This window comes from Kitasatospora sp. CB02891 (genome assembly GCF_002803145.1).
GTDB lineage: Bacteria > Actinomycetota > Actinomycetes > Streptomycetales > Streptomycetaceae > Kitasatospora > Kitasatospora griseola.
Genome location: NZ_NNBO01000004.1, coordinates 437,262 through 459,054 on the forward strand (window position 1 = coordinate 437,262; position 21,793 = coordinate 459,054).

21 protein-coding genes and 1 pseudogene are annotated in these 21,793 nt (G+C 75.1%); 10 read left to right on the forward strand and 12 right to left on the reverse strand.

Going from position 1 to position 21,793, the window contains the following annotated elements; all coding sequences use genetic code 11:
* Positions 1-9: 9 nt before the first annotated feature.
* On the forward strand, positions 10-1,227 hold the full coding sequence (locus CG736_RS12820; RefSeq protein ID WP_157815552.1) for an MFS transporter: 1,218 nt from the start codon (positions 10-12) through the stop codon (positions 1,225-1,227).
* Positions 1,228-1,374: 147 nt separating this feature from the next.
* Here the strand turns inward: CG736_RS12820 and CG736_RS12825 are convergent, their stop codons facing one another.
* The 7 genes from CG736_RS12825 to CG736_RS12855 all read right to left on the reverse strand — a co-directional run bounded on the left by CG736_RS12825 (position 1,375) and on the right by CG736_RS12855 (position 8,445).
* Entirely contained in the window at positions 1,375-2,220 is an 846-nt protein-coding gene (locus CG736_RS12825) for a helix-turn-helix domain-containing protein (RefSeq protein ID WP_157815553.1), read from the reverse strand.
* Between the two features lie 47 nt (positions 2,221-2,267).
* A complete protein-coding gene (locus CG736_RS12830) occupies positions 2,268-3,152 on the reverse strand; it encodes a trans-aconitate 2-methyltransferase (RefSeq protein ID WP_100586316.1) in 885 nt (294 codons plus the stop codon).
* The gene (locus CG736_RS12835) at positions 3,149-4,627 is read right to left on the reverse strand and encodes a 4-hydroxyphenylacetate 3-hydroxylase N-terminal domain-containing protein (RefSeq protein WP_100586317.1); all 1,479 of its coding nucleotides are present in this window, start codon (positions 4,625-4,627) and stop codon (positions 3,149-3,151) included. The genes CG736_RS12830 and CG736_RS12835 overlap by 4 nt, the downstream gene beginning before the upstream one ends.
* Entirely contained in the window at positions 4,624-5,190 is a 567-nt protein-coding gene (locus CG736_RS12840; protein ID WP_157815554.1) for a flavin reductase family protein, read from the reverse strand. Before CG736_RS12840 ends, CG736_RS12835 begins: the two co-directional genes overlap by 4 nt.
* Before the next feature lie 44 nt (positions 5,191-5,234).
* Positions 5,235-7,064, reverse strand: a complete 1,830-nt coding sequence (gene asnB, locus CG736_RS12845; protein ID WP_100586319.1) for an asparagine synthase (glutamine-hydrolyzing) — start codon at positions 7,062-7,064, stop codon at positions 5,235-5,237.
* The gene (locus CG736_RS12850; protein WP_157815555.1) at positions 7,064-7,819 is read right to left on the reverse strand and encodes a hypothetical protein; all 756 of its coding nucleotides are present in this window, start codon (positions 7,817-7,819) and stop codon (positions 7,064-7,066) included. Before CG736_RS12850 ends, asnB begins: the two co-directional genes overlap by 1 nt.
* A 122-nt stretch (positions 7,820-7,941) precedes the next feature.
* Positions 7,942-8,445, reverse strand: coding sequence for a helix-turn-helix domain-containing protein (locus CG736_RS12855; protein ID WP_232733957.1), 504 nt, complete (start codon positions 8,443-8,445; stop codon positions 7,942-7,944).
* A 77-nt stretch (positions 8,446-8,522) separates the two neighbouring features.
* Here CG736_RS12855 and def point away from each other — a divergent pair, with 77 nt between their 5' ends.
* Positions 8,523-9,170, forward strand: a complete 648-nt coding sequence (gene def, locus CG736_RS12860) for a peptide deformylase (RefSeq protein ID WP_100586322.1) — start codon at positions 8,523-8,525, stop codon at positions 9,168-9,170.
* Positions 9,171-9,216: 46 nt separating this feature from the next.
* Here the strand turns inward: def and CG736_RS12865 are convergent, their stop codons facing one another.
* The 3 genes from CG736_RS12865 to CG736_RS38380 all read right to left on the reverse strand — a co-directional run bounded on the left by CG736_RS12865 (position 9,217) and on the right by CG736_RS38380 (position 10,428).
* Positions 9,217-9,648: a hypothetical protein gene (locus CG736_RS12865; RefSeq protein ID WP_100586323.1), complete on the reverse strand. Its 432-nt coding sequence runs from the start codon at positions 9,646-9,648 to the stop codon at positions 9,217-9,219.
* Positions 9,638-10,129 carry a copper-binding protein gene (locus CG736_RS12870; RefSeq protein WP_157815556.1) on the reverse strand — a complete coding sequence of 164 codons (492 nt, stop codon included), beginning with the start codon at positions 10,127-10,129 and terminating at the stop codon, positions 9,638-9,640. The genes CG736_RS12865 and CG736_RS12870 overlap by 11 nt, the downstream gene beginning before the upstream one ends.
* 164 nt (positions 10,130-10,293) lie before the next feature.
* Positions 10,294-10,428: a hypothetical protein gene (locus tag CG736_RS38380; RefSeq protein ID WP_255419000.1), complete on the reverse strand. Its 135-nt coding sequence runs from the start codon at positions 10,426-10,428 to the stop codon at positions 10,294-10,296.
* A gap of 265 nt (positions 10,429-10,693) precedes the next feature.
* Here CG736_RS38380 and CG736_RS12875 point away from each other — a divergent pair, with 265 nt between their 5' ends.
* The 3 genes from CG736_RS12875 (at position 10,694) to CG736_RS37635 (ending at position 14,347) form a co-directional block, all read left to right on the forward strand.
* Positions 10,694-11,461 carry an ABC transporter ATP-binding protein gene (locus CG736_RS12875; RefSeq protein WP_100586410.1) on the forward strand — a complete coding sequence of 256 codons (768 nt, stop codon included), beginning with the start codon at positions 10,694-10,696 and terminating at the stop codon, positions 11,459-11,461.
* Complete coding sequence (locus CG736_RS12880; protein ID WP_100586325.1) at positions 11,458-13,857, forward strand: FtsX-like permease family protein; 2,400 nt, start codon at positions 11,458-11,460, stop codon at positions 13,855-13,857. Before CG736_RS12875 ends, CG736_RS12880 begins: the two co-directional genes overlap by 4 nt.
* A 121-nt stretch (positions 13,858-13,978) precedes the next feature.
* A complete protein-coding gene (locus CG736_RS37635; RefSeq protein ID WP_232733974.1) occupies positions 13,979-14,347 on the forward strand; it encodes a nuclear transport factor 2 family protein in 369 nt (122 codons plus the stop codon).
* A 47-nt stretch (positions 14,348-14,394) separates the two neighbouring features.
* Here the strand turns inward: CG736_RS37635 and CG736_RS37640 are convergent.
* Together CG736_RS37640 and CG736_RS12890 are read right to left on the reverse strand one after the other, a co-directional pair.
* A pseudogene (locus CG736_RS37640) lies at positions 14,395-15,081 on the reverse strand (DUF2625 family protein); the annotation flags it as partial.
* Positions 15,082-15,232: 151 nt separating this feature from the next.
* Positions 15,233-16,078, reverse strand: a complete 846-nt coding sequence (locus CG736_RS12890; protein WP_157815557.1) for a response regulator transcription factor — start codon at positions 16,076-16,078, stop codon at positions 15,233-15,235.
* Positions 16,079-16,638: 560 nt separating this feature from the next.
* Between CG736_RS12890 and CG736_RS12895 the strand changes: the two genes are divergently transcribed.
* The 5 genes from CG736_RS12895 to CG736_RS12915 are packed head-to-tail and all read left to right on the forward strand — an operon-like array spanning position 16,639 to position 21,778.
* Positions 16,639-17,586, forward strand: coding sequence for an ABC transporter permease (locus tag CG736_RS12895; RefSeq protein WP_100586328.1), 948 nt, complete (start codon positions 16,639-16,641; stop codon positions 17,584-17,586).
* 1 nt (position 17,587) lies between these two features.
* On the forward strand, positions 17,588-18,580 hold the full coding sequence (locus tag CG736_RS12900; protein ID WP_100586329.1) for an ABC transporter permease: 993 nt from the start codon (positions 17,588-17,590) through the stop codon (positions 18,578-18,580).
* On the forward strand, positions 18,577-19,332 hold the full coding sequence (locus CG736_RS12905) for an ABC transporter ATP-binding protein (RefSeq protein WP_100586330.1): 756 nt from the start codon (positions 18,577-18,579) through the stop codon (positions 19,330-19,332). Before CG736_RS12900 ends, CG736_RS12905 begins: the two co-directional genes overlap by 4 nt.
* Entirely contained in the window at positions 19,329-20,168 is an 840-nt protein-coding gene (locus CG736_RS12910; RefSeq protein WP_100586331.1) for an ABC transporter ATP-binding protein, read from the forward strand. The genes CG736_RS12905 and CG736_RS12910 overlap by 4 nt, the downstream gene beginning before the upstream one ends.
* A complete protein-coding gene (locus tag CG736_RS12915) occupies positions 20,165-21,778 on the forward strand; it encodes an ABC transporter substrate-binding protein (protein WP_100586332.1) in 1,614 nt (537 codons plus the stop codon). Before CG736_RS12910 ends, CG736_RS12915 begins: the two co-directional genes overlap by 4 nt.
* The last annotated feature ends 15 nt before the right edge of the window (positions 21,779-21,793 follow it).

A 21,793-nucleotide genomic window follows, 5' to 3' on the forward strand; every position in this document is an offset into this window, starting at 1 on the left:
GTGGTCGCCGTGAGCGACGTGTCCGACCTTTCCCGGGCCGAGGCGGAGACGCCGGCCGAACCGGTGTTCCGGCGGTGGCGGTACGCCGGAGTGCTCGCCCTGCTCTTCCTGTTCGGGACGGAGACCTTCCTGGTCTCCCCGCTGCTGCCGACCATCGCCGGCTCGATCCACGTCAGCGAGGCCGCCGCGGCCTCCACCGTCACCGCGTACGTCCTGGTGTACGCGGTCTGCGCGCCGTTCCTCGGCCTGCTCAGCGACCGGTTCGGACGACGGCGCACCCTGCTGGCCGGCACCGCGCTGTTCGTGCTCTCCAACGCGGCCGCCGCGCTCTCCACCGACCTCACCCTGCTGGTGCTCTCCCGCGGCCTGGCCGGACTCGCCGCCGCGGCCGCCGGCCCCGCGATCTGGGCGCACATCGCCGAAACCGCCCCCGACGCGGTCCGCGGCCGCGCCCTCGGACTCGGCATGGCGCTGTTCTCCACCGGCCAGGTCATCGGCGTCCCGCTCGGCGGACTCCTGGCCGGCGCGGCCGGCTGGCGCGCCGCGTTCTGGGCCCTCACCGCGGGCACGGCCGCCGCCGTCCCGCTGCTGCTCCGCCAGGTCGCCCCGCGGCCCACGTCTCCCGCCGGCGGCACGATCCTCGCCGTCCTGGCCGCCTGGCGGGACCCCGCCCTGCGCCGCGCCCTCCTGGTCAACACCGCCTTCAACGCCGCCAACCTCGGCGCCTACACCTTCCTCGGCGCCGTCCTCGGCGACCGCTTCGACCTCTCCGTCCAGGCCCTCGGCCTGGTCGGCATCCTGGTCGGCGCCGGCAGCGTGGCGGGCTCCCTGCTCGGCGGCCGCCTCGGCGACAAGGCCCGCGCGGCGGGCCGTCAGCCGGCCCTGCTCCCCGGCTGGGCGCTGCTCCTCGCCGCGGGCATCGCCCTCGCCGTGGCGGGACCGGGCCTGATCCTCTCGCTCCTGGGCGTCCTCCTCTGGTTCGTCGCCTCCGGCGGTTTCGTGACGGACCAGCAGACCCTGGCCGGCACCGTCGCCCCCGCCCACCGGGCCACCTCCAGCGCCTGGCTGACCTCCACGATGTACGCGGGCACGGGCGTCGGCGCCTGGGCGATCGGCGCTTTCGGCAACGTCGCGCACGGGTCGCTGATCACGGGCGTCGTGCTGGCCCTGGTCACGGCGATCGGAGCGTCCACCTGGGGGCGCGGGGTGCTGCGCGCCCGGCCGTGAACCGATCCGCAAGATCGCGGTCGACGGCACGTCCTGGCCCACGTCGCGATCTCGCGGCCGGCGCGTTCCCCTTCGCGCGGTTCTCCTCCCGGCCCCGGCGGGCCGGGAGGTTCCCCCGCGCGCCCGGGTCCGCGCCGGTCCGCTTCCCTACGCCGTCGCCCGAAGCGGGCGCTCGATCAGGTCGTTCATCCGCGCCAGGTCCGCCGGGCTGTTCGGGGTGAACAGCAGCACCAGCGCCGACGGATCGTCCACCGGGTGGAACGAGCTCAGCGTCAGGTGCACCGCGGTGCTCGCGGGTGGGGAGACCACCACCTCGCGGGCGGTGAGTTCGGCGACGGTGTGGCAGCCCCACCAGTGGCGGAGGTCGGGGGCGTCCGCTTCGAGGTGGCGGTAGAGCTCGTCGGTGCGGGGGTCGGCGATCGCGGGGCCGGCCTGGGCGCGGAAGTGCTGGAAGACGTTCATGGCGAGCGGCTCCCAGTCGTGCAGGACGCTGCGCAGGTGGCGGTCGACGGCCATCAGCCACATCAGGTTGCGGCGGTCGGCGTCGACCTTCTCGGGGGAGCCCCACAGCGCCGTCCAGGCGGCGTTCCAGGCCAGCAGGTCGAAGTGCCGGTCGAGCAGGACGGCGGGGCTGGCGGGCCAGGAGTCGAGGACGGGGCGGACCGCGTCGGCGAGCCGCTCGGCGGCGGTGCGGTCCGCGGGGACGGGCTCGTGGTAGCCGGCCAGCCGCATGGCGTGCCGCAGGCCCGCCGCGTCCAGGCGGAGGGCTCGCGCCACCGCCTCCAGGACCTGCCGGGAGGCGGTGACGCGGCCCTGTTCGAGCCAGGTGTACCAGGCGAGGCCGACGCCGGAGAGCGAGGCGACCTCTTCGCGGCGCAGCCCGGGGGTGCGTCGCCGGGCGGTGGCGGTGAGTCCGACGTCGGCGGGTTGGAGGCGTTCGCGGTGGGCGCGCAGGAAGGCGCCGAGCTCCTGACTGACGGCGGGGGTGGACACGGGTGGCTCCTCGTTGCGGGCGGTTCCGGGGGCGTCGCGCACCCACCCTAGGCGCGGGGCGGGCGGTTTCCGGTTCCTGAAACAAACTCCTCATGTGCCGTCAACTCCCAGAGTCGAACCGGCATTCGGCTGACCCGTCCGAGCGTGTTCTGCCGCCGCCAGGCGCTCGCCCCGATCGCCCGGTAGAAGTCGGCGCGGCGCTCTCCGGGCAGCACCCGGGCGTAGTAGTCGCCGAAGGTCGCGGCGTGGAAGTGCTCGTACTGCTCGGCCGAGTCGACGGTGACGACCGCGTCGCGTTCCGTGTGGCCGGCGACGCGCAGGTGCGGGGCGAGGACGGTGAGCAGGTCGTCGACGGTGCGGGTGCGGGTGGCGATCGGCAGGACGCCGTGCGCGGCGAGCAGCGCGGGGACGTCGGCGGCGGGCGTGCCGAGCGCGGTGAGCGCCTCGCGGACCAACTCGTCCTCGCCGCCCAGCCCGTGGGCGTCCCGGGCCGGGTGGTAGGTGGTGAGCAGGAAGCGCCCGCCGGGGGCGAGGTGTTCGGCGGCCCAGGCGAAGATCCGGTCCTCGTCCGGGTACAGCCAGTGCAGGACCGAGGTCTGGGTGATCACCTCGGCGCGGTACGGGAGCTGCTCGGGCGCGGTGAGGTCGGCGGCGTGCAGCGCGACGCGCTCGCCGTACGGGGCGAGGCGGTCGGCGGCCTCGGCGATCCGGTGCTCGGAGCGTTCCAGGCCGACGGCGAGGCGGAGCGAGGGGAAGCGGTCCAGGGCGGTGGCGAGCAGCTGGCCGATGCCGCTGCCCAGGTCGATCAGCGTCTCGGGGGATCCGGTGACGCGGTCCAACACCCAGTCGCGGTCCTGGACTTGGCGCAGTCGGCTGGCGTCGGCGTACCCGGCGAGGGTGCGGGCCTGGATCTCGACGGCGGACGGGCTCACGTGCGGGCCTCCTGAACGTTCGCGGCGGGGTCGTCGAGCAGGGCGAGCAGTCGGGCCCTGGTCGCGGACTGGTCGTAGCGGTGGAAGACGGTGATGCGGTTGCGGGCGAGGTCGCCGCGGTGGACGTACTCGTACAGGTCCTGGCGCTGCCCGAAGCCGTCCCCGGTGAGTTCCCAGGCCAGCCGGAACAGCCGGGACTTGGCCTCGACGTCGATGTCCCGCCCGCGCATGTAGCGGTCGAGGTGCGGCCGCAGCCGCGGGTTGGCGAGGTCGCCGGGGGAGGGCTGCATCAGCAGGCCGGACGCGCCGATCCGGCGGACGATCTCGACGGCGTCGCCGGCGACTTCGGCCGACCAGACCCGGGAGGCGAAGGTGTCGCCGGGGGCGAACAGGCCGGCGTCGGTGAGCGCGCCGCGGTTCTCCGCCGCGTCCAGGAAGTACTCGGTGAGTTCGGCGTACCCGGCGAGGCGGCCCAGGTCCTCCTGGATGTTGCGGAACTGGCTGACGCCGATCGACTCGGCGAGCAGCGTGGCGGTGGCCAGCAGGGTGCGCAGGCGCTCCCGGTAGCGGATGTGGCCGACGTAGGCGCTCCAGGCGTTGATCCGGGCCAGGCCGCGGCGGGCCAGGTCGGCGTCGCGCAGCAGGAACACCCGGTCCCAAGGCACCAGGACGTCGTCGAAGAACAGCATCGCGTCCTGCTCGTCGTAGCGGGCGCCGAGCGGGTGGCCGTGTCCCCACGGGGCGGTGCCGAGCGGTTCGCGGGCCAGCGTGATCAGGCCGGGCGTGTTCAGCGGCAGCGCGAACCACACCACGAACTGCTCGGCCCGGCCCTGGGTGAAGGACGCCGACAGGTACACCAGCACCTCGTGCGCCAGCGGTGCGAGGGTGGTGAGCTGCTTCGCCCCGCGCACCACGATGCCGTTCTCGTTCTCCGACAGCACGCGCAGCGCCAGGTCGGGGTCGTCCAGCGGGCTCGCCGAGCGGTCGATCTGCGGGTCGCCCAGCGCGTGCGAGAGCACCAGGTCGTTCTGTGCGCAGTGCCGGTACCAGGCTTCGGCGTTGGCCCCGAACCGGGGATCGGCGGCACCGAGCCGGTGGCGGAAGTCGTGCACGCCGACGGCGATCGAGGCCATGAACGCGGGGGAGCGGCCCTGTTGCCCGAGCGCCTCGGCGTGCCAGAACTCGGCGCTGCGCCGCTGGACGCGCAACTCCTCCAGTGTGGTGGGCGGTTGGTAGGCGCGGGCCAGGCGCAGCCCGGTGTCCGGGTCCTTGAAGGTCAGCAACTCGCGGTGCTCGGGCTGGTGCTGGAGGTCGAGCAGGCGGCCGAGTTCCTCGGCGGCGGGCCGGAACGCCGGGTGCTCGGCCGGGTTGCCGACGCGCTGCCCGTCCAGGTACAGCTCGCGGCCGTCGTCGAGTTCGGCCAGGTAGCGGGCGCCGGTGAGCAGGCCGCGCGGCTCCGGGGACAGCAGGGTCATGCGCCAACTCCTTGCGCTGGAGGATCGGTTGGTGGGAGCTCGGTCGGGCGGAGCTCGGTCGGTGGGAGCACGGTCGGCGGGAGCTCGGGGCCGAGCTGCCGGTAGCGGGCGGCGTGGTGCAGCAGCGGACGGCCCGTTCCCTCGCCGACCGCGAGGGCTTCGCCGACCAGCAACAGGTGGTCGCCGACCGGGAGTTCGGCGTGCAGCCGGGCGTCGAACCAGGCCGTCGCGCCGGCCGGCACCGGCCCGCCGGTCGGGGCGTCGAGCACCGGCAGGTCGGTGAAGCCGCCCGGGGCCCGGCCCGCGCCCGGGGTGGCGAAGCGGCGGGCCAGCGCCGCCTGGTGCTCGCCCAGCACCGCGACGGTGAAGCGTCCGGCCGCGCGCACCGCGGCCGTCAGCGGGCTGCGGCGGGAGACCGCGACGCCGATCAGCGGCGGGTCGAGCGAGAGGGTGGCGAACGAGGAGACGGTCTTCGCGTGTTCGAGGCCCGCCCAGCGGACGGTGAGCACGGCGACGCCGGTCGGCCAGTGCCGGGCGGCCGAACGGAAAGCGGTTTCCGGCACTGCCTGGAAAGCGGTTTCCCGTTGGGTCTCGCGGGTCGGCGCGCTCACCGCAGACCCACCCGGTAGGCCCGCAGCCACTCGTCGACCTGCACCAGGTGGTCCAGGCCGCCGACCGGGTTCGGCGCGGTGCGCGGGCTTGGCAGCGGACGGCCCTCGGCGAGGTGGCGGCGCACCAGGTCCCGGTCCACCAGGTCGAACACCGGCGCGGCCGGGTCGGCCAGCAGGTCGTGGGCGCGGGCGGTCAGCACCTCGGTGTAGCGCACCGCCGGGGTGGACGGGTAGCCGGACTTCGGACGGTCCGTCACCTGCGGCGGCAGCAGGTCGCGCACCGCGTCCCGGAGCAGCCCCTTGGCCCGGCCGCCGGGGGACTTCAGCTCCCACGGCACGTTCCACAGGTACTCCACCAGCCGGTGGTCGCAGAACGGCACCCGGACCTCCAGGCCGACCGACATCGACACCCGGTCCACCCGGTCCAGCAGCGGGGGCAGCCAGCGGGTCAGCGCCAGGTGGAAGGTCTCCCGCACCTTCGCCGCCGCCGGGTCCTCCCCGTCCAGCCGCGGCACCGAGGCGAGACTGCTGCGGTACGCGGCCTCGGTGTACTCCGCCGGCCGGACCTCGGCGCGCACCTCCGGGCGCAGCAGCGCGGCCGGGGTGGTGCGGCCGTGCAGCCACGGGAAGGTGCCGGAGGCGAGTGCCGTCGCGTCGTGGAAGTACGGGTAGCCGCCGAACACTTCGTCCGCGGCCTCGCCGGACAGCGCGACCGTGGATCGGCGGCGCACCTCGCGGAACAGCAGGTGCAGCGAGGCGTCCATCTCGCCCCAGCCGGGGCGGTCGCGGGCCCGCAGCACGGCGTCGCGGGCGTCCAGCAGGTCGTCGTCGGGGATCAGCACGCTGGTGTGCACGGTGCCGATGTGGGCGGCGGCGGCCTGCACGAACGGGGCGTCCTGGCCGGTGCGCCAGGCGTCGGGGGCGCGGTCGGCGCTGCCGGGGAAGTCCACCGAGAAGCTGGTGATCTTGCCTTGGCCGCCCCGCTCCCGGGCGGCCGCGGCCAGCGCGGTGATCGCGGAGGAGTCCACGCCGCCGGACAGCAGCGTGCACAGCGGGACGTCGCTGACCAGTTGCCGCTCCACCGCGTCCGCGAGCAGCGCCCGCACGGTGGCCCGGGTGGTCGGTTCGTCGTCCGAGTGCGGGGCCGACTCCAGTCGCCAGTACGGGATTTCACGCACCGCATGGCGGCTCGCCAGCACCAGGTGCCCGGGCCGGACTTCGTGCAGCCCGCGGAACAGGCCGTGCCCGGTGCTCGGCGCGGCCGGCAGTGCGAACAGCTCCGCGATGCCGGCCGCGTCCAACTCGGCGCGCAGCAACGGGTTCGCGAGCACCGCCTTCGGCTCGGAGCCGAACAGCACGCCGTTCGCGTGCCGGTGCCAGTAGAGCGGCTTGATTCCCAAGTGGTCGCGCACCAGCAGGAGTTCCTCGTTGAGGGCGTCCCACAGCGCGTACCCGAAGATGCCGTTGAACCGGGCCGGCGCCCGATGCCCCCACTGCAGGTGCGCGCGAAGGATCACCTCGGTGTCGGAACGGGTCCGGAACACGTGCCCGTGCGTCTCCAACTCGGCCCGCAGCTCACGGTGGTTGTAGAGCTCGCCGTTGTACGCGAGCACCGCCCGGGCGGGCTCGCCGTCCGCGAACGGCTGGAGCCCGCCGTCCAGGTCGATCACCGCCAGCCGGGTGTGGCCCAGTGCGGCGTGCCGCGACAGCCACACCCCGTCGGCGTCCGGACCCCGGCACAGCAGGGTCTCCGTCATCCGGCGGACCGTCTCGGCGCGCAGCCGCAGATCCTCCGCCCAGTCCAGCCAGCCGGTCACTCCGCACATCAGGGCGCCCCCGTCGTCTCGTCGGCCTCTTCTTCGGCGCTCGCCTCCCAGTGGCAACCGTGGCCGGTCGGACCGGAGAGCAGGCGGTGCGCCGGGCGGAAGCCCTTGGCGCGGATGTTCGCGGACAGCGCGTGCGTGCAGTACGTGCACGGCGAGGCGAGGGTGATCGTCACCCCGCTGCGGCGGGCCTGCTCGCGGTAGTCCCAGATCGCGCAGTGCGTGATGGTCAGCGCGGCGTGCCGCGGGCCGGGCGGTTGCGCATCGTCGAACTCGTAGTCGGAGCCGTACAGTTCGGCCTGCCGGGCGATCCGGTGGATCGGGTCCGCCGCGCCCCGCCCGTGGTCCGGCTCGACGGTGCGGTGCACCTCGGCGTTGGACGCCGCCCACGCCGCGAGCACCTGCTCGCCGTAGTGCCGCACCAGGAAGCGCTCCATCAGCGCCTGCCCGCGGAAGAACAGCCGCTGCCACTGCGCGGACGGCGCGGCCCCGTCCGGCAGGTCGGCGAAGATCTCGCCCTGCAACGCGAACCACTCCGCGAGTTGCGGCTGGTCGCCCAGACTCACCAGGTACCTGGTCAGCCCGGCCTCCGCCTCGTGCAGCCGTCGCCGCCAGAGCGCGGAGCGCTCGGCATCCGGCATCGACCGGTACGGCGAACGCCAACTCTCCTGCTCTGCCGCCGACTTGAGCGGCAGTAGCGCGACCTGGCACCCCGCCGGCCCGTCCGGCCCGGTTCTGCCCTCGGGTGCGACGCCCATCGGTGCTCTCCCTCCGACCCGCACGGCTACGTCCTGCCAGCCACGCTAGGCAGCACCCACCGGGCCCCAGAAGCCCCGAACGGATCCCCCCGGGGCGACCTTCGTCGCCTGCGGGGCGCCGCTCAGCCGGGCAGCAGCGGGACGATCCGGGCGGCCGCGGCGTACGGCTGCGCGCCGCTCGGACGGTCCTCGCGGTCGACGTACCGCGCCATCAACGCCCGTACCTTCTGCCGGAGTTCGTCGGCCTCGGCGGGCGTCAGGTGGAGCACGGCGGTGAACGGCTCGGCGACCGCTTCGGGCGCTTCGGCGGCGTCGGCGGCGTCGGTCGCTCCGGTCGGGTGGACGGGGTGCGGCGCGGGGGTGTCCTCGGTCTCCCAGCGCAGCCGCCACGGGCGGGCGCGGCCACCCTGCGGGACCTCCTCGACCAGCCCGTAGCGGGCCAACTGCCGCAGGTGGAACGAGCACAGGCCCGAGCTGAGCCCGAGCCGTGCGGCGGCCCCGGTCGACGTCACGGTGCCGGCCTCGGCCAGCAGGTCCAGCAGGGCGATCCGGACGGGGTGGTCGGGCAGCGGGCGGCGGACACCGGGCGGCAGCGCCCGTTCGGTCTCGCGAATCTCATCGGTCACTTTGCAAAGCGTGCTACTTTGCAAAGCAGATGACAAGCCGTCACACACCACCGAGCAGAGGCAGGCAAGAACCCCTCATGGCCGACACCCCGCAGGACCGCCGGGTCCGCGTCCAGGGCGAACCCGTCGACACCTACCCGGCGCTCGCCCCCGAGACCGAACGCGGCGCGGTCCGCCGGATCACCGTCGTCGGCGAGCCGGTCCTGCACCGCCGCTGCCGCCCCGTCACCGAGTTCGGCACCCCCGAACTCGCCCGCCTGATCGACGACATGTTCGCCACCAACCACATCGCCGACGGCGCCGGCCTGGCCGCCAACCAGGTCGACGTCGACCTCCAGCTCTTCATCTGGGACATCACCGACGACTGGGGCGTCCGCCACGTCGGCCACCTGGCCAACCCCGTCCTCGAAGACCTCCCCGCCACCCACCGCCGCCTGCTCGAAGAACCCGAGGGCTGCCTCTCCGTCCCGGGCCCCCACCGCGAGCTCGCCCGCCCCGACCACGCCGTCGCCCACGGCTTCGACCTCCACGGCCGCCCCCTCACCATCGAGGGCCACGGCTACTTCGCCCGCTGCCTCCAGCACGAGACCGACCACCTCCACGGCCGCCTCTACCTCGACCGGCTCCCGTCCCGCGCCCGCAAGTCCGCCCTCCGCGAGATGACCGACCGCCAGGCCGAGGTCTTCGCCCGCCGCGCCGCGAACGCGTCCCGCCTCGGGAAGTAGGCGCCCCGCCGGGGCGCCGGGGCCACGGCGTCGTGCCCGTCGGCGCTCAGTGGGGACGCCGGGTGGTGAGGAACCCCGCGATCGCGGTGACGGTGGCGACGGCCTCGGCGATCGCGGTCGTGGTCTTCTCGGGGAACCAGGCGGGTTCGTACATGTTCGGCAGCGGGCCGATGGCGCCCACGTCCACGTAGCGGTACAGGAGCAGGACGCCGAGGGCGGAGGCGGACACCAGCGCGGCGAACATCCACACGGCCCGCCGGTGGCCGGCCACCAGCACGAGGAGCGCGGCGAGGGCGGCGACGGCCGCTTCGAGCCGGAACAGCGTGCCCTGGGTGAGGTGCGCGCCGATCGCGTCGTAGCCGGGGGCGAGGTCGGCGTGGATCGCGGCACTCACCGCCAGCGCCGCCGCCGTGACCAACTGGAGCGCCCGGCGCAGCAGCGGCCGCTCGGTGTCGGAGTGCCGGATGTCAGTAGCCATTGCCGGGCGGCGTGGCGCCGGTGGCCCCGCCGGTCGGCGCGGGCGACCCCGTCCCGCCCGCACCGACCTGGACGTGGGCGTCCATGCCGAGCGCCTTGTGGTCGTCGATCGGACACCACAGCTCGTAACTGCCCTGCTGGAGCGTGACGGTGAACTGTGCGTCGCCGCCCGGCGGGATGGGCGAGGTCTGCATGGTGGTGACGCCGGGGCCCGAGATGGCCAGCGCGTGGTCCGTCGTCCCGGCGTTGTGGGCGACGAACGTGTGACTGCCGGGAGTCAGCTGCATCTCGGAGAAGGCGAGGGAGTACTCCTTCTCGGTCACCGTGACGGTCCCCGCCGGCCCGCCGGTCGCGCCACCCGTCGGGCTGTTCGTCGCAGCGGGGGACTTGCCGCTGCTGCTGCACGCCGTGGCGGCGGCCATCAGGACGGCTGCCGCCAGCGCGGTGCGGGCGAGGACGCTGGATCGGCGTACGGGGATCACGGTCATCGCCTCCTTGTTTGGGGACGAGCCTGGGGTACCTGGCCGGCCAACCGGTCGCGACACTCCCGCCACCTGCGGCCGTCCACCCGATCAGCCGTTCATGTGACGTGCGTGCGCGGCCCTCCCGTGACGGACGCCGGACGCACCGGGGCGAGGCGGGGGGTTCAGCGCATGCCGAGCACGCCGTCGCGGACCTCGCGCCGGCGCAGCGAGTCCCGGACCTCGTCGGCGAGGCTGAACCGGGCCGTCCGGCCGATGAGTTCACGGCCCGACCACTGCACGGGCAGATTCCCGGCCACGTCACCGGGCCGGGGTGCGGCCTCGACGACGGGCAGACCTCCCAGCCGTCCTTGCAGGTGGGCCTCACCAGCAGGAGTCGGCCCTCGGGGTCGAAGAACAGGACTCCGGCGGCGGTGCGCGGCCGGGCGACGACCTCGTGGGGGTGGGAGGCGGTCATGGTGCTGACCGTAGTCGTCGGGCGGCGGGTCAGGGACAGTTCAGGGTCCGGATCAGGGGCCGTCCGGAGGTGCGGGGGGCGGGCGGGGGCCTAGCGTCTGGGCGGTGATGAGCGAGGGTGTGGCGGGGGAGCACGTGGTGCGGCTGGCCGGGGTGCGGCGGGCGTATCGGCGGGGGCAGGGCGTGGTGCGGGCGCTGGACGGGGTGGACGCGGCGTTCGCGGCGGGGAGCTTCACGGCGGTGATGGGGCCGTCCGGGTCGGGGAAGTCGACGTTGCTGCTGTGCGCGGCGGGGCTGGAGCCGGTGGACGAGGGCGAGGTGCTGCTCGACGGGCAGCGCGTCCATCGGATGTCGGAGCGGGAGCTGACCGAACTGCGCCGGGAGCAGCTGGGATTCGTGTTCCAGTCGTTCAATCTGGTGCCGGTGCTGACGGCCCGCCAGAACGTCGAGCTGCCGCTGCGGCTGGCCGGGCGGCGGATCGATCCGGCGGAGATCGACCGGCGGTTGGCCGAGGTCGGGCTCGCCGAGCGCGGCGGGCATCGGCCCGCCGAGCTGTCGGGCGGGCAGCAGCAGCGGGTGGCGATCGCCCGGGCGTTGGCCGCCGGGCCGAAGGTGATCCTCGCGGACGAGCCGACGGGCGCCCTGGATTCGCGTTCGGCGCGGGCGGTGCTGGCGTTGCTGCGGGAGGTGGTGGAGCGCCACGGCCGGACGGTGGTCATGGTGACGCACGACCCGGTGGCGGCCTCGTACGCGCAGCGGGTGCTGTTCCTCGCGGACGGCAGGGTGGTCGGCGAGCTGCCCGATCCGACGGCGGAGGCGGTCGCGCTGCGGATGGCCGCGCTGGAGCCCAACGAGTCCGGGGAGTACGCGTGTTGAGCCTCGCGGCAGCCACCTTGCGGCAGCGCTGGACGAGCTTCCTCGGCGCGTTCGTCGCGCTCGCGCTCGGCGTCACGATGATCGGCGCCATGGCGCTGGTCCTGACCGCCACCTTCGGCACCCCCCACCCCGGCCCGCAGCGCTTCCGGGACGCGGGGACGGTCGTCGCCCTGGCCGGCTTCGCGGACCACCCGATGAAGGCCCCGGCGGTCCTCCCGCCGGACCTGGTCGCGCAGTTGGTCGAGGCCGGCGCCGCGCCCGACCGCAGTTTCCCGCTCCGCCTCGACGGCGACGCCACCGGCCACGGGTGGTCGTCGGCCGCGTTCGCCGGCTACCGGCTGCGCGCCGGGCGTCCGCCGCAGGCCTCCGACGAGACCGTGCTGACGGGCGCGGACGCGCAGCTGATCGGGCGTCAGGTCGAGACCGGCGCCGGACGCTACCGGGTGGTCGGCGTCACCGAGGGCCGCTGGTTCGAGCGGGCCGCGTTCTTCACCGACGCCGAGGCGCAGCGCTTGTCCCCGGGCGTCAACGCGCTGGTGAGCAACCTGACTTCCGATCGACTGCGGGCCGTGGTCGGCGAGCGCGCCGTCGTGCTGGCCGGGTCGGACCGGACCCGGATCGACCCCGACGACACCGGCGGCGCGCAGGCGCTGGCCAACGCGCAGGCGATGGCGGGCAGTACCACCGGACTCGCCGTCTGCGTGGCCGTGTTCGTGGTCGTCGCGACGTTCGCGTTCGCCGCCGAGCAGCGCCGCCGCGAACTCGCCCTGCTGCGACTGGTCGGGGCCGCGCCCCGGCAGGTGCGGCGGCTGGTGCTCGGCGAGGCCGCGCTGATCGGGACGGCCGCCGCGCTGCTCGGCTGCGCGCTCGCGCCGCTCGCGGTCGCTCCGCTGCGCGGCTGGATGCTGCACCACGGCGTCGCGCCGTCCTGGTTCACCGTGCCGTTCCGCCCGTTGCCGCTGCTGGTCGCGTTCCTGCTCGGAGTGGTGGCGGCGTTGGCGGGCTCGGCGGCGACGCTGGTCCGGGTGTCGGTGATCCGCCCCGCCGAGGCGCTGCGGGAGAGCGCGGTGGAGCGGCGCGGCCGGGTGCCGGCGCGGCTGCTGCTGGGCGGCGCGCTGCTGATCGGTGCGGTCGTCGCCGGCGTCGTGGTCGCCCGGACCGAGCCGTACCTGGCGGCCAACGTCCGTAAGTACCAGGCCGTTCCGGTGCTGTACGTCGGCGCGTTCGCGCTGCTCGCGCCAGTGCTGCTGCCGCCGTTGGCGCGGGCGCTGACCTGGCCGCTGCGGCGCTCCGCGAAGGCCGGTCCGATGCTGGTGCGCGAGAGCGTGCTGACCGAACGGCGGCGCACCGCCGCGACGGTGGCCCCGGTGGTGCTCGCGGTCGGGCTGGTCGGCACCCTGCTGACGGCGCAGCACTCCGCGGACGCCGCCGTGGCGGCCCGTCAGCGCCAGGAGGTGCGGGCGACGGACGTGGTGCTGCCGGCGCCCGGCGCGACCGGGCCGGCCGAACGGCTGGCCGCCGTGCCCGGCGTCCGGGTCACGCCCGTGACCTCGCTGAACGTCAAGATCGGTACGGCGGACGGCGAACAGCTCGACTCGCTGCGCGTGCAGGCGGTGCCCGCCGCGGCGTTCGGGCGCACGTTCACGCCGCCGGTGCGGGCCGGATCGGCGGCCGAACTGCCCGCGGACTTCCTGGTGATCGACGAGCACGCGGCCGAGTCCGACGGCATCGCCGTGGGCGACCACCTGGTCGCCCTGCTGCCGACCGGCACGCGCGTTCCGGTGGTGGTCGCGGCAGTGGTGGCGCGGGGGCTCGGCGGCGACGACGCCTACCTGTCCGCGTCGCTGATCGGCGCGGCGCCGCCGACCTCGCTGTACCTGGACGGGCTGGACGATTCCCGACGCCCGTCGGTCGAGCGGGCGTTGGCGGGAACGGGTGCGCAATTGACCACCCGGCAGGCCGTGTTGGCGGCCGAACACGCGAAGGCCGCCGAACAGGCCGACAACGCGGCCGTGGTGGTCCTCGGCATCGCGCTGGCGTACGCGCTGATCTCGGTCGCCGGCACCCTGGCGATGGCCGTGGCCGGACGCCACCGCGAGTTCGCCCTGCTGGGTCTCGCGGGCGCGGTCCGCCGCCAGATCGTCGCGGTCGTGGCCGCCGAGGCGGCGATCGCCGTCCTGGCCGGGACCCTGCTCGCCGCGGCCGCCACCGCCCTCACCGCCGTGACCCAACACGCCGCCCTGACCCACCTGTTGACCACCCCGCCCACCGCGGTCGCCTGGCCCGAGCTGCTCGGCGCCGCCGCCCTCTGCACGGCCGTCGCCCTCACCACCGCAGCCGCGTGCACGGCCCGCGCCACCCGCCCGCGGGCCGCGACCGGCGCCCGGGCGCAGTAGCCGGGAAACCCGTTGGCGTCCGCGTGCTCCGGGCGGCCGGTGCTGCGACCGGGGCGGCTCACCGTGACCGGAAGGCGGCTCGCGGGACGAGCGCACGCGGAACGGCTGGTATTACTAGGACATGCAGGAAGAGATTGCACGCTCCGCGATCGACACGTTCGTCTCCGCGTTCAACGCCTCGGACGACAGCTATGTGACGGCCCTGCTCTCCCAGGCCCTGACCTCGGACGTGGTCTTCTGGGGGCCGTTGGGCCGCAGCGAAGGAATCGCGGCGGTCGAGCGGTTCGTGCTGGACATCCGGCACCACCCGGCGGGGACCGGCACGATGGCGCGCTGCTCGGCGGTGGACATGCCCGACGAGTGGGCCCGGTACCAGTGGGCCTTCACCACGCCCGACGGAGGTCCCCGCCTGGCGGGAACGGATGTCGTCCATCTGCGGCGGAGCCTCATCGACCAGATCATCGTCTTCGCGGGGGAGATCGAACCGTAGGTCGCCGGCAGCCCGTTTCGCTCGCGCTGCTGCACGTCCCCGAGGAAGCCGGGGTCCGGCAGGCCTGCCTGCTGTGCGAAGTCTCCGGCGATGCCGAGGAGTTCACGCATCGGGACGGCCCGCCGGCTGGTGGCCGCGAGATCCTGGCGGGCCTGCTCCGACCAGCGGAAGGGATGCACCGCGATCCCCTGGTCGGCTGCCGGCGCGGCGGTCTCCTCGCGCCGACCAGGCCACCGCAGGCCGTCGTAGAACGACGCCCACTGCCCGGACAGCAGCCAGGAGGTCCACGCCGAATGGCCCACGTCCAGGGCCTCCCACTCCAGCGAGTCCGGGGCGAAGTACGTCACCTGGCCGGGGGCGCCGGGGCGGCCGGCGGCGGCCGGGTCGTGGCCGTTCAGGGCGAAGACGCCGCCGAGGACGTCGTGGGCGAGGACCAGGCCGGTCCCCGGGTGCCAGGCGGGATCGAACGTGGTCGGGAACCGGTTGACCCGGTCCAGGCCCGCCGGTCCACCGCCGAACACCCGGAGCCAGCCGTCGTCCAGCAGCAGGCCGCCGGTGTGCAGGGTCAGCGCGCCGAGGGTGGAGCGCGCGGTGACCTGGAGCTGGAGCAGACAGCGGTGGGCCTCCGGCTCGTCGGCGGGCAGCACCCGGATCGACGGCGCGGCCGCGAGGGCCTCCCGCAGCTCGGGCCAGGCCGGGTCGTCCACGTTGATCAGTTCGTCGAGTCGGCGCACCCGAGGATGGTCGCAGCCGTCGGCCGGGCCACCGACGACGGGTTGCCGCCCGCCGTGGCGGCTCCGGCGGACCGTGCCCGGCAGGGCCTGCCCGGGCCGGCGCCCCGGTCGGTCAACTCGACCGTGCAGCCGCTGCGTTCGCCGCCCGGGCTCAGCCCGTGAGGCCGTGGCGGACGGCGTAGAGCGCGGCGCGGAGGCGGTCGGACTGGCCGGTTTTTCGCATGGCGTGGGTGAGGTGCTTCTTGACGGTGGCTTCGGCGAGGGTCAGGCGGCGGGCGATCTCGGCGTTGCTGAGGCCGAGGGCGAGGTGGGTGAGGACCTGGCGTTCGCGGTCGGTCAGGCCGACCTGGTCGAGGGGACGTTCGGCGGGCGCGGGGTGCGGGCGCAGCGGCGTGGGGGCGGGGAGGAAGAGGGTCGCGCCGGCGGCGGCGAGGTGGACGGCGTCGAGGATGCGGTCGGGCGGCAGGTCGAGCGGGAAGCAGCCGCTGCCGCCGGCCAGCAGGATGCGGCTCGCCTCGGTGGTGGTCTCGGCGCGGCGCAGCAGCAGGACGCGGGCGCCGGGCGCGCCCTCGGGCCGGCGCAGTGCGGCGACGGCGGCGAGGTCGGCGTCCAGACCGGATCCGCGTCCGAGCAGGACGAGATCGGGGCGGGCCCGGTGGACGGCGGCCAGCGCGTGCGCGGGGTCGGTCGCGGAGCCGACCACCGCGAGGTCCGGGTCGGGCGCGAGGACGCTGCGCAGCCCGGCGCTGACCACCGGGTGGCGTTCGATCAGGAAGATCCGGGTCGCGGCCGTCCGGTGGGCGCCGGCCGGGCACAGCGGGTGGCCGCAGGTGCAGGCGGGCTCGGGGGCGGGGCGGGCGGCGTCGGAGAGCAGTTGATGGCCCGCCAGCAGGTCGAGCGGGTTGTCGATCTCGGTGTGCAGGGCGTCCAGCGACCGGGTGCCGCGCCGGGTGGGCGGGCGCAGGGTGCGGGCGGCGCCGCGGGTCAGCGCGGGCACGGGACCTCCCGGCGGCGGGAGGGCGTGACGGGGTACGGGTGCATGGCGGAGGTCCCCTCGAAGGCGGCGGGCCGGGGCACGGGGCCCGGCACGGGAGGTGGGGATCGGCGGCGGCCGGACGACGGCGCGCGCAGGGATCCCGGCGGAGGACGGGCGGACGCCGGGGCCGGTCAGGCCCGGGGGCGGCGCACCGCGCCGGGACGACAGGTCTCGTCGAAGCACCTGCGGTGCCACGAGCCGCCGATTCCCCAGAGGGTGAAGTCGGTCCGCCGATATGCCATACCGGAAATCGTATGGACGCTGGTGACGGCCGGTCAAGGAAAGTTCGCCGCCAGGCCGTCGGCCGCAGCGCGGTACCCCGGGCCGCCGTTCCTATGACCAGCGGTATCAGCATGAACGCCTGGCTGGCTGCCCCCACGCACCGTCCACGACGCTCGGCCTGGACACACCCGACGGGTCGCGCCGTGAGCACCGCGCACACCTGGTGCCCCCGCCCGTCATCGAACCGAAGGACCTGCCCCGCCGATGCCCGCCACCGTCCCCGCCGACCCGAGCACCTCGTGACCGGCTTCCTGCTGCGCCGCCTGCTGCTCGCCGTGCCCACCCTGCTGGGAGTGAGCGCCGTCGTGTTCGCCACCGTCGCGCTCGTCCCCGGCGACCCCGTCACCGCGTTCCTCGGCCCCGGCGCTCCCGCCGAGGCCCGGCAGGCCCTGGCGGAACGGATCGGCCTCGACCGGCCCCTGCCCGTCCGCTACCTCGACTGGCTCGGCCACGCCCTCACCGGCGACCTCGGCACCTCGACCTCCGCCCAACGCCCCGTCACCGCCCTGCTGCTGCCCGCCCTCGGCGAGACCCTCACCCTCACCGCCGCCGCGTTCGCCCTCGTCCTGGCCGGCGGCGTCCTGCTCGGCACGCTCGGCGCGCTTCGCCCGCGCGGTTGGTGGGGACGCCTGTGCAGCGCGGCCTCCACGCTCGCCGTCTCCGCCCCGCAGTACTCGGTGGCGCTGCTGCTGATCGCGGTGTTCGCCGTCCACTGGCAACTGCTCCCGGCCGGCGGCACCCACGACGCGTTCGGTTCCGGCGGCGGCCCCGGCGACCTGCTGCGCCACCTGCTGCTGCCCGCGACCGCCGCCGCCCTCGTCCCGCTCGGCCTCACCGCACGCGTCCACCGCGCCGCGCTCTCCGCCGTCCTGGACGGCGACCTCGCCGACGGCCTGCGCGCCCGCGGCCTCGGCCGGGCCGCCGTGCTGCGGCACTGCGCGCACAACGCCTCGCCCGCGCTGCTGACCATCGGCGGCCTGCAACTGGCCTACCTGCTGGAGGGAGTGGTCTTCGTGGAGACCCTGTTCGCCTGGCCCGGCCTGGGCCGCCTGCTCTACGACGCGCTCACCGCCCGCGACCTGCCGCTCATCCAGGGCGGCGTGCTGATCGTCGGCGCGGCCTTCGTCGGCATCAACCTGCTGGTGGACGCCGCACACGCCCTGATCGACCCCCGAGTGCGGGGCTGACATGACGACAAATCGACTTCCGATCGGCGCGCTGGCCGGCGCCGCCGCACTGTTGCCCGTCCTGCTGGCCGTCGCCGCACCGCTGCTCGCACCCGCCGACCCCACCGCCGGACAGCTCGCCGACCGGCTGCTCGACCCCGGCAGCGCGGGCCACCTGCTCGGCACCGACAGCCAGGGCCGCGACATCCTCAGCCGCCTGCTGTGGGCCGCCCGCCCGTCCCTCACCGCCGGCCTGCTGCCCGTCGCCGTGGCCGGCCTGGCCGGCGCCCTCCTCGGCATCGCGGCCGGCCTCGGCGGACGCCTCACCGAACAGGCCCTGCTGCGCACCCTCGACGTGCTGTACGCCTTCCCCGGCGTCCTGCTCGCCATCGCCGTCGCGTCCCTGCTCACGCCGGGCCTCGGTGCGACCGTGCTGGCGCTGTCCGTGGTCCTGACCCCCGCCGTCGCCAGGGTCGCGTTCACCGAGACCCGACGCATCCGCTCCGCCGAGTACCTGGAGGCCGCGAGAGTCAGCGGCGCGACCTGGCCCGCGCTCGTCCTGCGCCAAGTCCTGCCGGTGGTCGCCCCGGTCGTCCTGGTCTACGCGACCTCCCTGGTCGGCCTCGCCATCGTCTACGCCGCCGGCCTCTCCTTCCTCGGCCTCGGGGTCGCCCCGCCCACCCCCGAGTGGGGCGCGATGCTCGACGAGCTCCGCCCCGCGATCTTCACCCACCCCTGGCTCGCCGCGACTCCGGCGCTGGTGATCCTCGGGGTGTCGGTGCTCTTCAACACCCTCGGCGAGACGCTGCGCGCGCAGGCGGGGAACCGGGGGGTGCCGGGGGTGGCCCCGGGCGAAGCCGAGGCGGCGGAACCGCGCGAGACGGAAGGCAACCCGCCGCAGGAACGCGACGCGGGCCATGACTCGACCACGGCCCGCGACCCGGCCGCCGGTCCGGGGCCGGTCGCGCCGCTCCCCGCGCCCCTGGCCGTGCGCCTGCCGAGCAGGGAGACATGAGCGTGCTGACGATCGAGAACCTGACGGTCGAGTACCCCGGCGGGGTGCGGGCCGTGGACGGGGTGAGCCTCGCTCTCGGGGCCGGGCAGGCGCTGGTGCTGCTCGGGGAGTCCGGGAGCGGGAAGACCACGGTGGCGCGGACGGTGCTCGGGCTGCCCGGGCGCGGTGCGCGGGTCGGCGGGTCGGTGCGGCTCGGAAGCACCGAGCTGCTGGGGCTGCCCGAAGGGGAGCTGTCGCGGATCAGGGGCCGCCGCATCGGCTACGTCCCGCAGGACCCGTCCGCGACGCTCGACCCGTTGCGGCGGATCGGCGCCCAACTGGCCGAGGTGCTGCGCCGGCACGGCCTCGCCGAGAGCCGGAAGGCCGCCCGGGCGGCCGCGCTGCCGGTGCTCGCCGCGGTCGGGCTGCCGGAGCCGTCGCGGGTGGCTGCCGCGTACCCGCACGAACTGTCCGGGGGGCTGCGGCAGCGTGCCGCGATCGCTCTCGCGGTGGCGTGCGGGCCCGAGTTGCTGATCGCCGACGAGCCGACCACCGCCCTGGACGCCCTGGTCCGGACCCACATCCTCGACCTGTTCAGCACGCTGCGCACCGAGCAGGGCCTCGCGCTGCTGCTGGTCACGCACGACCTCTCCGCCGCCGCCCGGATCGGCGGCACCCTCGCCGTCCTCCGGCACGGCCGACTCACCGTCACCGGCCCGGTCGAGACCCTCCTGGTCCCGACCGGCGCCAGCCCGACAGGAGCCCACCGGTGACCGACACGCCCACCGAGCCGTCCCCGGACGACCTCCCGCTCCTCCGGCTCGACGAGGTCTCCAAGAGCTGGGCCGGGCGGCCCGCCGTCAGCGGGGTGAGTCTGGAGGTGCGCGCCGGGGAGGCCGTCGCGTTGGTGGGGGAGTCGGGGTCGGGGAAGTCGACGCTGGCGCGGCTCGCCCTGGGGCTGGTGCGGCCGGACGGCGGGGCGGTCGCGTTCGAGGGGCGGGACCCGGCGCGGCTGCGGGCGCGGGCCGACCGGGAGGTGCGGGGGCGGCTGCAGTTCGTGCCGCAGCATCCGCGCGGCTCGTTGAACCCGGCGCTGCGGGCCGGCGAGGCAGTCGGGTTCGCGCTGCGGGCGCACGGCGTGCCCCGGCGTCAACGGACCGACCGGATCGGAGAGCTGTTCCGGCAGGTGGGTCTCGCGCCGGAGCTGGCCCGCCGGTTCCCCCGGGAGCTCTCCGGCGGACAGCTGCAACGCGTCGCGGTGGCGCGGGCGTTGGCGACCGGACCGGCCCTGGTGGTGTGCGACGAGCCGACGTCCGCGCTCGACCCCGCCACCCAGCGGCGGCTGTTGGACCTGCTGACCGAACTGCGCGAACGCACCGGCACCGCCTACCTGTTCGTCTCGCACGACCTGGCCGCCGTCGCCCGGTTCGCGCACCGCACGTTGGTGCTGCGGGCCGGCCGAGTGGTCGAGCAGGGCCCCACCGACACCCTCTGGAGCGCACCACAACACCCCTACACCCAAGCCCTGTTGGCCGCCTCCGGCCCCGAAGTCGCGCTGCGCGACCCGAACGTCCGCACCACCGTCGAACCGAACGAAGGACCGTCATGAGCACCTACGCCCGTACCCGTTCCAGAGCCGCCGCACTTGCCGCGTCCGCCGTCCTGCTGGCGAGCGCCGGCTGCGCCACCGCGGACGGCGGGGCGGGGGACGGGGCCGGCGGAGCCGGTGGCGGCACGCTGGTGATCGGGGCCACCGGGAAGCTGCCCAACCTGGACACCGTGATCGGCGGCGCCGGGTTCGAGGGCAAGCGCCTGCTGAGCTTCCAGATCTACGAAGGACTCACCCGGTACGAGCTGTTGAAGGACACCGACCGGCCGCCGCAGGTGACGGGCGCGCTCGCCGAGTCCTGGCAGGTCGCGCCGGACCGGCTGACCTGGACGTTCGCCCTCCGCCAGGGCGTCACCTTCCAGGACGGCACGCCGTTCGACGCCGACGCGGTGCTGTTCAACCTGCACCGCTACCTGGACAGGTCCAGCCCCGAGTACACCGACGCGCTCGGCGCGGCCGCCAAGGAGTACGCGGGCGACATCGCCTCGTACCGCAAGACCGACGACACCCACATCGAACTGGTCACCACCGCACCCAACGGGCACTTCCCGGAGGACCTCGCGCACGTTCTGATCGCCAGCCCCACCGCCGTGCGCAAGAGCGGCACCGCCGACTTCGCCCAACACCCGGTCGGCACCGGCCCGTTCGGGTTCGTCTCGCAGACCGAGGGCCAGCAGGTCGAACTCGCCGCCAACCGGACGTACTGGCGCGGCGCGCCCAAGCTCGACCGGCTGATCGTCAAGGCGCTGCCCGACGCGGCGGCCCGCACCGCCGCGCTGCGCTCCGGCGGCGTGAACTGGATCGAGTACCCGAACCCCGACGACCTGGACAGCCTGAAGGCCTCCGGCGCGCAGATCCTCACCAACAGCTACGACCACCTGTGGTACTGGATCCTCGACACCGCCAAGGGGCCGTGGGCGGACGTGCGGGTCCGGCAGGCGGCGAACTTCGCGATCGACCGGCAGGCCGTCGCGGACAAGCTGCTGCACGGCACCGCCGACCCCGCGTACCAGGCCGCGCCGCGGGCCACCGCCGCCTACGACCCGGCGGGCAACCGGTACTCCCACGACCCGGACAAGGCACGGAAGTTGCTCGCCGAGGCCGGCTACCCGAACGGGTTCAGCACCTCGGTCACGGTGCCCACCGGCGGTTCCGGCAACCTGCTGCCGGTCCCGATCACCGAGGCGCTGCAGCGCGACCTCGCCGCCGTCGGCATCAAGGTGGAGATCCGCACCACCGACTGGACCACCCTGATCGGCGCCGAGGCCAAGGGGCAGGTCGCGCTCGGCTCCGACGCCATCGCCCAGTCCACCACGCTGTTCCAGTCCGAGGCGCTGCTGCCGCTGTTCGTCGGCTCCAACAGCCCGTTCTGGACCGGGCATTACGCCAGCCCGGCGGTCGACGGCCTGATCGCCGCCGCCGCTGCCGAGCCGGACCAGGCGGCCCGGCAGACCGACTACCGCAGCGCGCTGCGGAAGGTCACCGAGGACGCCCCGTGGCTGTTCGTGGTCAACGACCGCAACCCGCGCGCCCTCGCGCCGACCGTCCACGGACTCGTCCAGCCGCAGTCCTGGTTCCTCGACCTCACCACCGTCCGGGTCGGGAAGTGACTGGCAGTCAGGCCA